This window comes from Kitasatospora sp. CM 4170, from assembly GCF_032110285.1.
Classification (GTDB): Bacteria; Actinomycetota; Actinomycetes; order Streptomycetales; family Streptomycetaceae; genus Kitasatospora; species Kitasatospora aburaviensis.
The window spans coordinates 5,921,076-5,933,700 of record NZ_CP134877.1; the positions used below are offsets into that span (position 1 = coordinate 5,921,076).

The 12,625-nt window shown below is 72.6% G+C and carries 11 protein-coding genes and 1 pseudogene; 11 read left to right on the forward strand and 1 reads right to left on the reverse strand.

The features are described 5' to 3' along the window. Window positions 1-151: 151 nt before the first annotated feature. Window positions 152-673, forward strand: coding sequence for an HD family hydrolase (locus RMN57_RS25335; RefSeq protein WP_380235904.1), 522 nt, complete (start codon window positions 152-154; stop codon window positions 671-673). A 10-nt stretch (window positions 674-683) separates the two neighbouring features. Further along, entirely contained in the window at window positions 684-1,166 is a 483-nt protein-coding gene (locus tag RMN57_RS25340) for an NUDIX domain-containing protein (protein ID WP_380235888.1), read from the forward strand. A gap of 7 nt (window positions 1,167-1,173) precedes the next feature. Here the strand turns inward: RMN57_RS25340 and RMN57_RS25345 are convergent, their stop codons facing one another. Further along, a complete protein-coding gene (locus tag RMN57_RS25345) occupies window positions 1,174-1,488 on the reverse strand; it encodes a hypothetical protein (RefSeq protein WP_313765621.1) in 315 nt (104 codons plus the stop codon). 190 nt (window positions 1,489-1,678) lie between these two features. Here RMN57_RS25345 and RMN57_RS25350 point away from each other — a divergent pair, with 190 nt between their 5' ends. The 9 genes and pseudogenes from RMN57_RS25350 (at window position 1,679) to gatB (ending at window position 12,571) form a co-directional block, all read left to right on the forward strand. Next, on the forward strand, window positions 1,679-2,203 hold the full coding sequence (locus RMN57_RS25350; protein WP_313765622.1) for a TIGR00730 family Rossman fold protein: 525 nt from the start codon (window positions 1,679-1,681) through the stop codon (window positions 2,201-2,203). A gap of 13 nt (window positions 2,204-2,216) precedes the next feature. Further along, the gene (locus tag RMN57_RS25355) at window positions 2,217-2,906 is read left to right on the forward strand and encodes an SDR family oxidoreductase (RefSeq protein ID WP_313765623.1); all 690 of its coding nucleotides are present in this window, start codon (window positions 2,217-2,219) and stop codon (window positions 2,904-2,906) included. 93 nt (window positions 2,907-2,999) lie between these two features. After that, entirely contained in the window at window positions 3,000-4,028 is a 1,029-nt protein-coding gene (locus RMN57_RS25360) for a methionine synthase (RefSeq protein WP_313765624.1), read from the forward strand. 24 nt (window positions 4,029-4,052) lie between these two features. Beyond that, window positions 4,053-6,419: an NAD-dependent DNA ligase LigA gene (gene ligA, locus RMN57_RS25365; protein WP_313767960.1), complete on the forward strand. Its 2,367-nt coding sequence runs from the start codon at window positions 4,053-4,055 to the stop codon at window positions 6,417-6,419. Window positions 6,420-6,790: 371 nt separating this feature from the next. Continuing rightward, window positions 6,791-8,278, forward strand: a pseudogene (locus tag RMN57_RS25370) (putative bifunctional diguanylate cyclase/phosphodiesterase); the annotation flags it as partial. Window positions 8,279-8,949: 671 nt separating this feature from the next. Beyond that, entirely contained in the window at window positions 8,950-9,246 is a 297-nt protein-coding gene (gene gatC, locus RMN57_RS25375; protein WP_035845952.1) for an Asp-tRNA(Asn)/Glu-tRNA(Gln) amidotransferase subunit GatC, read from the forward strand. Between the two features lie 5 nt (window positions 9,247-9,251). Then, window positions 9,252-10,745, forward strand: coding sequence for an Asp-tRNA(Asn)/Glu-tRNA(Gln) amidotransferase subunit GatA (gene gatA / locus RMN57_RS25380; RefSeq protein WP_313765626.1), 1,494 nt, complete (start codon window positions 9,252-9,254; stop codon window positions 10,743-10,745). Beyond that, window positions 10,742-10,981 (forward strand): hypothetical protein, encoded by a 240-nt coding sequence (locus RMN57_RS25385; protein WP_313765627.1) that lies wholly within the window; start codon window positions 10,742-10,744, stop codon window positions 10,979-10,981. The genes gatA and RMN57_RS25385 overlap by 4 nt, the downstream gene beginning before the upstream one ends. A gap of 78 nt (window positions 10,982-11,059) precedes the next feature. After that, window positions 11,060-12,571, forward strand: coding sequence for an Asp-tRNA(Asn)/Glu-tRNA(Gln) amidotransferase subunit GatB (gatB, locus tag RMN57_RS25390; RefSeq protein ID WP_313765628.1), 1,512 nt, complete (start codon window positions 11,060-11,062; stop codon window positions 12,569-12,571). Window positions 12,572-12,625 lie beyond the last annotated feature (54 nt).

The window sequence follows — 12,625 nt, forward strand, 5'->3', positions numbered from 1 at the left end:
CCGGCGGCTGCTCGCCGAGTAGCCGCCGGCCATCGGGCGAACAAGGTACTCGACGTATTTGGAAGAGATTCTGCGACGTAGGACCGGGTGGGTAGCTGTGACAGAGGTCGGGCAGGCGAAGGGTACGGCGGGCTACCTCTTCGAGGCGGGGATGCTCAAGCGGGCGAAGCGGTCGGGCTGGTGGATCGCCGGGGTGAAGGATCCCGAGACGATCGCCGAACACTCCTTCCGTACCGGTGTCGTCGGTGCGGTTCTCGCGATGATGGAGGGTGCCGACCCGGCGAAGGTCGCGCTGCTCTGCCTCTTCCATGACTCGCAGGAGACCCGCGTCGGCGACATCCCACACATCGGGCGGCGGTACCTGACCGCCGCCTCCAATGAGCGGGTTACCGCCGATCAGGTCAGTGCCGCCCACCCGGCCGTAGTGGCCGGTGTCCGGGCGATCGTCGAGGAGTACGAGAACGGCGAGAGCCTGGAGGTGGTCGTCGCGCACGACGCCGACAAGCTGGAATGCCTGATCCAGGCCGTCGAGTACCGCGAGCAGGGCTATCGGAACGTGCAGCCCTGGATCGACAGCAGTCTCGGCAGCCTGAAGACCGACTCGGCTCGGCAACTCGCCGAGGCGGCGCTCTCGATGACCTCGCTGGAGTGGCAGAAGGTCTACCTCGGGTAGTCCCGCACCTATGCTCATGGCCATGACCGACACCGCCCCGGACGCGTTGCCGCTCCACTCGGTTTCCGTCGCGGGTGTGGTGGTGCGCGAGGACGGCCGGGTGCTGGCGATTCGGCGCGCGGACAACGGTACTTGGGAGCCTCCGGGTGGGGTCCTGGAGCTCGCGGAGGCGCCGGAGGAGGGGGTGCGGCGTGAGGTGTTCGAGGAGACCGGGATCAAGGTCCGGGTGGAGCGGTTGACCGGGGTCTACAAGAACGTGGCCCGCGGCATCGTCGCGTTGGTGTTCCGCTGCCGCCCCGAGGGGGGCGTCGAGCACCTCTCGGACGAGTCGATCGGCGTCGACTGGCTCCTGCCGGCCGAGGTGTCGGAGCGCATGGCCGAGGTCTACGCCGTACGGATGCTGGATGCTCTCCGGGTGGACGACGCCGCACCGAGCATCCGGACGCATGATGGCCGGCGCCTGCTCGGGGGGCAGGCGCCGGCCATCGGGTAGCCGCCCGTCACGGGTCGAGGCGGATGGAGTGGATCGGGCCGAGGTCGGCCGCGACCCAGCTGCCGGTGGGGACGGTGGCGCCGGTGCAGTCGCCGCCGTCGAACCGGTGGCAGAGCGTCGCGCCGGCGCCGCCGCGCCGGTTGTTGACCACCCAGTGCCAGCCGTAGTGGTCCGACAGGTTGTGGGCGCCGGACGACCAGTAGGTGTCGGTCAGGGTGCTGCTGCCGGCGGGCTGGTCCCGGGCGTAGATGCAGACGGCGCCGGACGGGCAGCCGTACAGGTCGGCGGGGTGGGCGCGTTCGGCCCCGGGCAGCAGGGTCATCGGGGTCCCCTTCGCGGGTGCGTGCGCGGCGAACCGGCGTTCACCAGCCACGTGGATGGCGTGAATATGACAACTACCACGCCCGTGACGCCACCGGGTAGTGGGCGAACCACTCCCGGTGCGGGGGAGGACCGGTGGGGCGGAAAAGGCCGCGAGTGGGCGCCGGGCACGTGATAGACCGAGTAGCACTATGAACATCACTGTCTTCTGCTCCGCGTACTCCCTCGACGACCGCTACACCGCCCCCGCCGCCGAGTTCGCCCGGCTCCTCGGCGAGGGCGGGCACACCCTGGTGTGGGGCGGCTCCAACGCCGGGCTGATGGGCCTGCTCGCCGACGGGGTGAAGGCGGCCGGCGGGCGGCTCGTCGGCGTGCAGGTCGAACTGCTCAAGCACAAGGGCTACGACGGCGCCGACGAGTTCGTCGTCACCCGCGACCTGGCCGAGCGGAAGGCGCAGCTGCTGATGCGCGCCGACGCCGTCGTCGTCCTGGTCGGCGGCCTCGGCACCCTCGACGAGGTCACCGAGGTGCTGGAGCTGAAGAAGCACGCGCTGCACGAGAAGCCGGTGGTCGTGCTGGACACCGAGGGCTTCTACGCCGGCCTGCGGACCCAGCTGGAGCGGATGGACGCCGAGGGCTTCCTGCCCCGCCCGCTCGGCGAGCTGATCACCTTCGCCGACACCCCCGCCGAGGTCTTCGAGCAGCTCAAGGCCTGAGAGGATCGACGCCATGGCTGCACATCTGATCACCGGCGCGGGCTCCGGCATCGGCGCCGTCCTGGCCGAGCGCCTCGCCGAGCGCGGGGACGACCTCTGGCTGCTGGCCCGCGACGCCCGCCGGGCCGCCGAGCTGCGCGAGCGCTTCCCCGGGGCGAAGACCCTGGTCGGCGACCTCGCCGACCCGGCCAAGCTCTCCTGGGCCCTCGGCCACCAGGCGCTGCCCGTCGAGCTGGACTCGCTGCTGCACGTCGCCGGCGTGGTCGAGCTGGGCCCGGTCGGCGACCTGCCGGTCAAGGCCTGGCAGCAGACCCTGAACGTCAACCTGGTCGCCCCCGCGGAGCTGACCCGGCTGCTGCTGCCCTCGCTGCGGCTGACCAGGGGCCACGTGGTCTTCGTCAACTCCGGCGCCGGGCTCAACGCCCACGCCGACTGGTCGGCGTACGCGGCCAGCAAGCACGGGCTGAAGGCGCTCGCCGACTCGCTGCGACTGGAGGAGTCGGCCGCCGGCATCCGGGTCACCTCGGTCTACCCCGGCCGCACCGCCACCCCGATGCAGGTCAAGGTGCACCAGCAGGAGGGCCGGGAGTACGACGCCGAGCGCTGGATCGCGCCCGAGTCGGTGGCCAGGGCCGTGATCGCCGCGCTGGAGGCCTCCCGCGACGCGCACGTCACCGAGATCACCGTCCGCCCGGGGAACTGAACCCGCGGTGCCGCGGCCCGGCCCGCGGCACCGGGCCCGGAGCGGGAGGTCGGCCGGTCCGACTTCCCGCTCCCGCGCACTAGGCTCGGTCGGGTGAGCAACGGACACCCCTTCCCCGATCTGCACGGCGCCGCCACCGGAGTCGGCTCGCTGCCCGGCACCGATGCGCGGGAGGCCGCCAAGACCTCCACCGGGGCCCTGGAGCACCTGCCGTTCCTCCCCGAGCTGCCCGCCCGCGGGCCGGGGGCGGACATGATCGGGCGCAGCGCCGGCCTGCTGGTCGAGCTGTTCGCGCAGACCGAGCCCAGCGGCTGGCGCTTCACCGATCGCCCCGGCCGCGACACCCGGCGCGCCCACTCCTGGCTCGGTGAGGACCTGGACGCGCTGGAGGAGTTCACCCAGGGCTACCAGGGGGCGCTGAAGGTCCAGGCCGTCGGCCCGTGGACGCTGGCCGCCTCGATCGAGCTCAAGCACGGGGAGAAGGCGCTCGCCGACCCCGGCGCCTGCCGCGACCTCGCCGGCTCGCTCGCCGAGGGCCTGCGCCGCCACCTCGCCGACGTCCGCAAGCGGATCCCCGGCGCCGAGGTGGTGCTCCAGCTCGACGAGCCCTCGCTGCCCGCCGTGCTGGCCGGCTCGGTGAAGACCGCCAGCGGCTTCCAGCGGCTGCGCGCGGTCGACCGGCAGATCGCCGAGGAGAACCTGCGCGAACTGATCCGCGGCCTCGACGCCCCGGTGGTGGTGCACAGCTGCGCGCCGCAGGTGCCGATCCCGCTGCTGCGCCGGGCCGGGGTCGCCGGGATCTCGCTCGACTTCTCGCTGTTGACGGAGCGTGAGGACGACGACCTCGGCGAGGCGGTCGAGGGCGGCACCGCGATCCTCGCCGGGGTGGTCCCGGCCACCGACCGGGCCGCCGCTCAATCAAAGGCGGTGTCGGACCCTGCCGGTAGTGTCCAGGGTGTCAGGACGTTGTGGCGCAGGCTCGGGTTCGCCCCGGAGCTGCTGGGCCGCCGCGTGCTGGTGACGCCTGCGTGCGGGCTGGCCGGGGCCTCCCCGTCCTACGCGCGCCAGGCGCTGTCACTCAGCGTGCGGGCGGCGCAGAGCCTGGTGGACAACCCGGAATGAGACGTTGACGGAGGGCTTGCGGTGGTGGCTGTGGAGGGCTGGGAGGACGTCCCGGCGGAGGTGCGCAGGCGGCACGCCGAGCTGGCGGCCGAGATCGAGGACCACCGTGCCCGCTACTACGAGCAGGACGCGCCGATCGTCAGCGACGCCGAGTTCGACGCGCTGATGCGCGAGTTGGAGGGGCTGGAGAGCGAGCACCCGGCACTGCGCACGCCGGACTCGCCGAGCCGGAAGGTCGGCGGCGGGGTCGTCGCCGACCTCTTCGCCGCGGTCGAGCACCGCGAGCGGCTGCTCAGCCTGGACAACGCGATGGACGACGACGAGCTCGCCGCCTGGGCCGAGCGGGTCGCCACCGAGCTGGCCGGCATCGAGTACCACTACCTCTGCGAGCTCAAGGTGGACGGCCTGGCCGTCAACCTCACCTACGAGAACGGGACGTTGGTGCAGGCCGCGACCCGCGGCGACGGCCGGGTCGGTGAGGACATCACGGCCAACGTCCGCACCATCAAGGAGATCCCGCACCAGCTCAAGGGGGAGAACATCCCCGAGCTGGTCGAGATCCGCGGCGAGGTCTACTTCCCGACCGACGCCTTCGAGGCGCTCAACGCCTCGTTCTCGGAGGAGAACGAGCGCCGCCGGCAGGAGAACGAGGAGCGCGCGAAGGAGGGCAAGCGGCCCCGGGCGATGATCCGGCTGTTCATGAACCCGCGCAACGCCGCCGCCGGCTCGCTGCGGCAGAAGGACCCGCACGTCACCGCGTCCCGTCCGCTGCACATGGTGGTGCACGGCATCGGCGCCCGGGTCGGCCTCGACATCGACAACCAGTCGCACGCCTACCGGCTGCTGCACGACTGGGGGCTGCCGACCGCCCGGCACAACGAGGTGGTGGGGACGCTCGACGAGGTCCGCGCCTTCATCAAGCGCTTCGGCGAGCAGCGGCACTCGGTCGAGCACGAGATCGACGGCGTCGTGGTCAAGGTGGACGAGATCGCCCTCCAGGGCCGGCTCGGCGCCACCTCCAAGTCCCCGCGCTGGGCGATCGCCTGGAAGTACCCGCCGGAGGAGGTCACCGGCAAGCTGGCCGCGATCAAGGTCGGCATCGGCCGCACCGGCCGGGCCACCCCGTACGCGGTGCTGGCCGAGCCGGTGAAGGTGGCCGGCTCGATGGTCCAGTACGCGACGCTGCACAACCAGCAGATCGTCAAGGCCAAGGACGTGCTGCTCGGCGACACCGTGGTGCTGCGCAAGGCCGGCGACGTCATCCCGGAGATCCTCGGCCCGGTCTACGACCTGCGGGACGGCACCGAGCAGGAGTTCGTGATGCCCTCGCACTGCCACGAGTGCGGGGCCGAGCTGCGCCCGATGGCCGAGGGCGACATCGACCTGCGGTGCCCGAACGCCCAGTTCTGCCCGGCCCAGATCCGCGAGCGGATCGCCTTCCTCGGCGGCCGCTCGGCGCTGGACATCGAGGGCCTCGGCTACGTCGCGGCCACCGCGCTGACCCAGCCGCTGGAGCCGGCCGAGGCTCCGGTCAGGGACGAGGGGGACATCTTCGGCCTGACCGACGAGCAGCTGCTGCCGATCAAGGTACTGGTCCGCGACCCGAAGACCGGCATGCCCAAGCTGGACGACAAGACCGCCGAGGAGAAGAAGGTCTCCTTCTTCGCCACCACCACCGGCACGCCGAAGAAGTCGCTCCAGACGCTCCTGGACAATCTGGAGAAGGCCAAGGACCGGCCGCTGGCGCGATTCCTCAACGGGCTGTCGATCCGTCACGTCGGCCCGGTCGCCGCACAGGAGCTGGCCCGGGAGTTCCGCGACCTGGACCGCATCTTCGGGGCGAGCGAGGAGGAGTTGGCCGCGGTCGAGGGCGTCGGGCCGATCATCGCCCGCTCGATCAAGGAGTGGTACCAGGTGGACTGGCACCGCGAGATCCTGGAGAAGTGGCGCGCCGCCGGCGTCCGCTTCACCGAGGAGGCGGGCGACGAGGAGCAGGGCGAGCGCCCGCTGGAGGGGCTGACCGTGGTGGTCACGGGGACGCTCGCCGGGCACACCCGGGACGGTGCCAAGGAGGCGCTGACCGCGCGCGGGGCCAAGGTCACCGGCTCGGTGTCGAAGAAGACCCACTTCGTGGTGGCCGGCGACAACCCCGGCTCCAAGTACGACAAGGCCGTCCAGCTCGGGCTGCCGATTCTGGACGACGCCGGCTTCGCCGTGCTGCTGGAGCAGGGTGCGGCGGCGGCCCGGGTCCATCTCGGCCTCCCGCCGGAACCCGAGGAGCCGGAGCCGACGAAGAAGGCACCGGCGAAGAAGGCCGCCCGCAAGGCTCCCGAGCAGCCCGCCGCCGAGGCCGTCGAGGAGGCCGCCGCCGAGGCCCCCGCGGAGGACTGACCCGCGCGCGGAGCCGTCGAATCCGTCTTGTTATCGTCCTGATGCAACGTCATCGGGTGCCGCACAGTGGGAGCGGGCATGGTGCCACTGTGCGGCACCCGGCGCGGTGGCGCGTTTCCGGTTGTCCGAAAGTCTGCCCGCCGGGTGGACCCGGGAATACCCTGGAGCGCAACAGAGTGTCAGCAGGGGTGGGGGCACCGGCTGAGCCGGTCTCCGCGGGGTCACTCATGCCCGGCAGCTGCCGGCACCGGCACGGTGCCTCACCGTAAGGCGGCCTGACGGGGCGGGCCCGACGGAGGACAGGGCTTATGGATCGTACGACCGGCGGCGCGCCCACACGCCCGCCGCAGGGAGTGGCGGGTGCGGTCCTGCTGCTCGGCGTACTGCTGGCCGGCGCCGCACCGCTCATCCCGCTGGCCGTCCTGGTGTACCGGTACGAGCCCGAGCTGCTCCCGCTGTTCGCGGTGCCGCTGGCGGTGCTGGTCGCCGCCTGGCGGATCGCCCGCGACCGGGCCCGGGACCAGCTCACCGACGCTCTGACCGACCTGCCCAACCGCCAGGCGTTACTCCTGGCCGCCCAGGAGGCGATCGCCGAGCACGAGCAGGGCTACAGCGTGGGCCTGATCCTGCTCGACCTGGACCGGTTCCGGTCGCTCAACGACACCCTCGGGCACACCGCCGGGGACCGGCTGCTGGTGCACATCGCCCGCCGGCTGCACCGGGCGCTGCGCTCGGGCGGCCCGGCCGGCAGTGCCACCCGCGAGTCGATCGACGACGTCTTCGCCGGGCTGCCCCGGCACTACCGGGGCGGGCGGCCGCTGGTGGCCCGGATGGGCGGCGACGAGTTCGCCGTCCTGCTGCCCGGCGTCGGCTGCCCCGGCACCCTGGAGCGGGTCGCCAAGGCCCTGATCGCCGAGCTGGCCGCACCGATCCGCCTGGACGGGCTGCTGCTCGTCCTGGAGGCGAGCGCCGGGGTCTGCGTCTACCCGCAGAACGCCCAGGACGCCGAGTCGCTGCTGCGCCGCGCCGACGTCGCGATGGGCCACGCCCAGCGCGGCCGGACGTCGGTCGAGTGCTACGACGAGGCCCAGGACGCCGACACCCCGTACCGGATCGGGCTGCTCGGGGACCTCCGGCGGGCGCTGGAGACCGGCGAGGTGCAACTGCACTACCAGCCGAAGGTGGCCTTCGACGGCCGGGTGGTCGGGCTGGAGGCGCTGCTGCGCTGGGAGCGGCCCGGCCAGGGCAAGGTGTCGCCGGACGAGTTCGTCGGGCTGGCCGAGTCCAGCGGGCTGATGCCCCGGCTGACCGACTACGTGCTGGAGGCGGCGGTCGGCCAGCTCGCCCACTGGCGGGAGCAGGGCCTCCAGGTGCAGGTCGCGGTCAACGTCTCGCCGCGGGACGTGCTCAACCCCGGCTTCGCCCAGCGGGTCGCCGGCCACCTGGTCCGCCACCAGGTGCCGGCCCACGCACTGCAGCTGGAGATCACCGAGCGGCTGCTGCTGGACGACTCCAGGCGGGCCGCCGACACCCTGGCCGAGCTGCGCGGCTACGGCGTCGGGATGTCCCTGGACGATTTCGGCACCGGCCACTCCTCGCTGGTGCGGCTGCGCAGCCTGCCGGTCGGCGAGCTGAAGATCGACCGCTCCTTCGTCTCCCGGATGGTCGCCGACGACCACGACGCGGCGGTGGTCCGCTGCTCGGTGGAGCTGGCGCACTCGCTGGGCCTGACCGTGGTCGCCGAGGGCGTCGAGGACGACGAGACCTGGGAGCGGCTGCAGGGGCTGGGCGTGGACGCCGTCCAGGGCTGGCTGGTGTCGGCGGCGCTGCCGGCCGAGCAGGCCACCGCCTGGCTGCGGGTGCACCGCACGGGTGCCCCGCCGGTGGAGCGGATGGCCGCGCCGACGCTGCCGCCGGCCGCGCAGCCGGTGCTCCCGCCGTCCCGGCACGCCCAGCTCCCGGCGCCGTTGCAGCCGTTGCAGCCGCTGTCGCAGCCCGTCCCCGCGCCGGTCGCCTCGGCCGCCCAGCCGGTCGCGTCCGCCTTCCCGGCGTCCACGTTCCCGAAGTCCTCCGCCCCGGCGACGCCCGTGTCGGCCACGCCCGTGCCGGCGGCCTCGGTCCCGGTATCCGTCCAGGCATCCGTCCAGGCCGCCGGGCTCCCGTCCTCCTCGCTCCCGGCGTCCGTGCCGGTGCCCCGCGCGGCGTCCGTACCGGCGGCCGCCACGCCGGCCGTCCCGCAGGCGCGACCGCCGGTGCTGCCGCCGGTGGTCCAGGCGGTGCAGGCCGCGCAGCTGGAGATCCAGGCCCCGGCCGCCCCGAACTGGGCTCCCACCGGGCCGCAGTAGCGCCCGCCGGCGCCGGGGTGACCGGACCCGCCCGTTACTCGTTGGCCGGTGGCCGGGCCGTGCCCCATAGGATGGGGGCCACAGACCAAGAGGACGGGAGCGCCGAGCCGGCTGCTCCTGCCCGGGCCCGGTACCGCCTCACGGCACCGCCGGGCCTCACCAGAACTCACCCTGAGGATCGCTGCATGCCTGGCATCACGCGCGAGGAGGTCGCCCACCTCGCTCGGCTGTCGCGTCTTGAGTTGCAGGCCGAAGAGCTGGACCACTTCGCCGAGCAGCTCGACGTGATCATCGGCGCGGTCGCCCGCGTTTCCGAGGTCGCCGGACAGGACGTCCCGCCGACCTCCCACCCGCTGCCGCTGACCAACGTCATGCGCGCGGACGAGGTGCGGCCGTCGCTCACCCCGGAGCAGGCGCTGGCCGGCGCCCCGGCCGCCGAGGAGCAGCGTTTCCGCGTTCCCCAGATCCTCGGGGAGGACTGACCGAGATGACCGAGCTGATCCGTTACACCGCAGCCGAGACCGCGGGCGCCATCGCCAAGGGCGAGGTCTCCGCCGTCGAGGTCGCCCAGGCCCACCTGGACCGCATCGAGGCCGTCGACAAGAAGGTCAACGCCTTCCTGCACGTCGACACCGAGGGTGCGCTGAAGGCGGCCAAGGCCGTCGACGAGAAGCGCGCCCGCGGCGAGGAGCTGGGCCCGCTGGCCGGCGTCCCGCTCGCGCTCAAGGACGTCTTCACCACCAAGGGCGTGCCGACCACCTGCGGCTCCAAGATCCTCGAAGGCTGGATCCCGCCGTACGACGCCACCCTGACCTCGCGTCTCAAGGACGCCGGCGTGGTCATCCTCGGCAAGACCAACATGGACGAGTTCGCGATGGGCTCCTCCACCGAGAACTCCGCCTTCGGCACCACCGGGAACCCGTGGGACCTCTCCCGCATCCCCGGCGGCTCCGGCGGCGGCTCGGCCGCCGCGCTGGCCGCCTTCGAGGCCCCGCTGGCGATCGGCACCGACACCGGCGGCTCGATCCGCCAGCCCGGCGCCGTCACCGGCACCGTCGGCGTGAAGCCGACCTACGGCTCGGTCTCCCGCTACGGCCTGGTGGCCTTCTCCAGCAGCCTGGACCAGGGCGGCCCGTGCGCGCGGACCGTGCTGGACGCGGCGCTGCTGCACGAGGCCATCGCCGGCCACGACCCGCTGGACTCCACCTCGATCGCCGCGCCGGTCCCGGCCGTGGTCGAGGCCGCGAAGATGCGCGACATCCGCGGCATGCGGATCGGTGTCGTCAAGGAGTTCGCCGGCGAGGGCTACCAGGCCGGCGTGATGCAGCGGTTCCACGAGTCCGTGGAGCTGCTGCGCGAGCTGGGCGCCGAGGTCGTCGAGGTCTCCTGCCCGTCGTTCACCCTGGCGCTGCCCGCGTACTACCTGATCGCGCCCAGCGAGGCCTCGTCCAACCTGGCCCGCTTCGACGCGATGCGCTACGGCCTGCGGGTCGGCGACGACGGCACCCGCTCGGCCGAGGACGTCACCGCGCTGACCCGCGAGGCCGGCTTCGGCCCCGAGGTGAAGCGCCGCATCATCCTCGGCACCTACGCCCTCTCCTCGGGCTACTACGACGCCTACTACGGCTCGGCCCAGAAGGTGCGCACGCTCATCTCGCGCGACTTCGACGCGGCCTTCGCCGGTGTGGACGTGCTGGTCTCCCCGACCACCCCGACCACCGCCTTCCCGATCGGCGAGCGCGCCGACGACCCGATGGCGATGTACCTGGCCGACCTCTGCACGATTCCGTCGAACCTCGCGGGCAACGCGGCCATGTCGCTGCCCTGCGGGCTGGCCCCGGAGGACAATCTCCCGGTCGGCCTGCAGATCATCGCACCCGCGATGGCGGACGACCGCCTGTACCGCGTGGGCGGCGCCGTCGAGGCCGCACTCAACGACAAGTGGGGGCACCCCCTGCTGGAGGAGGCACCGGCACTGTGAGCAAGATCGAGAAGGCCAAGGGCTTCAAGCACTCCAAGCCCGGTCTCTGGCTGTCCATCGGCACCAGCGCCTTCGGCGCGATCTCGGTGGCCAAGGACGTCCGGAAGGCCCGCGCGGAGAGCGACACCCTCAAGCTGATCAACGCCCTGGTCGGCGCCGCGGCCCTGGTCACCGGCACCGCCCTGCTGGTGCGCGAGCTGCGCCGCCTCGGCGACGACGACGTGCTGCTGGGCTGAGCAAGCCCTCGGCCCGGCCCGCACCCACCGTGCGCGGCCGGGCCCGTACCTCCACAGACTTTTAGCGAAGGGGACGCTGTGAGCGTCATGAACCTGGTCTCCTACGAGGACGCTCTCGCGTCGTACGACCCGGTGATGGGCCTTGAGGTCCACGTCGAGCTGGGCACCAAGACCAAGATGTTCTGCGGTTGCTCGACCGAGCTGGGTGCCGAGCCGAACAGCCAGGTCTGCCCGACCTGTCTGGGCCTGCCCGGCTCGCTGCCCGTGGTCAACGCGGTCGGCGTGGAGTCGGCCGTCAAGATCGGCCTGGCGCTGAACTGCGAGATCGCCGAGTGGTGCCGGTTCGCCCGGAAGAACTACTTCTATCCGGACATGCCGAAGAACTTCCAGACCTCGCAGTACGACGAGCCGATCGCCTTCAACGGCTACCTCGACGTGCAGCTGGAGGACGGCTCGACCTTCCGCGTGGAGATCGAGCGCGCCCACATGGAGGAGGACACCGGCAAGTCCAGCCACGTCGGCGGCGCGACCGGTCGCATCCACGGCGCCACCCACTCGCTGCTGGACTACAACCGGGCCGGCATCCCGCTGATCGAGATCGTCACCAAGCCGATCGTCGGCGCCGGCGAGCGCGCCCCCGAGGTGGCCCGTGCGTACGTGGCCGAGCTGCGTGAGCTGATCAAGGCGCTGGGCGTCTCCGAGGCCCGGATGGACAAGGGCCAGATGCGCTGCGACGTCAACCTGTCGCTGCGCCCGAACGGCACCGAGACCTTCGGCACCCGCTCCGAGACCAAGAACGTCAACTCGCTGCGCAGCGTCGAGCGGGCGGCCCGGTTCGAGATCCAGCGGCACGCCGCCGTGCTGATGGACGGCGGCACCATCGTCCAGGAGACCCGGCACTTCCACGAGGAGGACGGCAGCACCACCTCGGGCCGGATCAAGGACAACGCCGAGGACTACCGCTACTTCCCCGAGCCGGACCTCGTGCCGATCGCGCCCGCGCGCGAATGGGTCGAGGAGCTGCGCGCCGCGCTGCCGGAGCTTCCGCGCGTGCGCCGGGCCCGGCTGCAGTCCGAGTGGGGCCTGTCCGACAAGGACATGCAGGCGGTGCTGAACGCCGGTGCGGTCGAGCCGATCCAGGAGACCATCGCCGCCGGCGCCCCGGCCGACCAGGCCCGCAAGTGGTGGATGGGCGAGCTGGCCCGCCGCGCCAACGAGACCGGCACCGAGCTGAGCGAGCAGCCGATCACCCCGGCGCAGGTCGCCCGGGTCACCGCGCTGGTCGCCGAGGGCAAGCTGAACGACAAGCTGGCCCGCCAGGTCATCGAGGCCGTGCTGGCCGGCGAGGGCGAGCCGGACGAGGTCGTCGAGAAGCGCGGCCTGGCCGTCGTCTCGGACGACTCCGCGCTCGGCGCCGCCGTCGACCAGGCCATCGCCGAGAACGAGGCGATCGCCGCCAAGATCCGCGACGGCAAGGTCGCCGCGGTGGGCGCGCTGGTCGGCGCGGTCATGAAGGCCACCCGCGGCCAGGCCGACGCGGCCCGCGTGAAGGACCTGATCCTGGAGCGCCTCGGCGCGGCAGGGCAGTAGGCACAGCCTGGAGAAGTTCGGCCTCGCTGCCTGAGCTTCCTAAGGCGCCTAAGG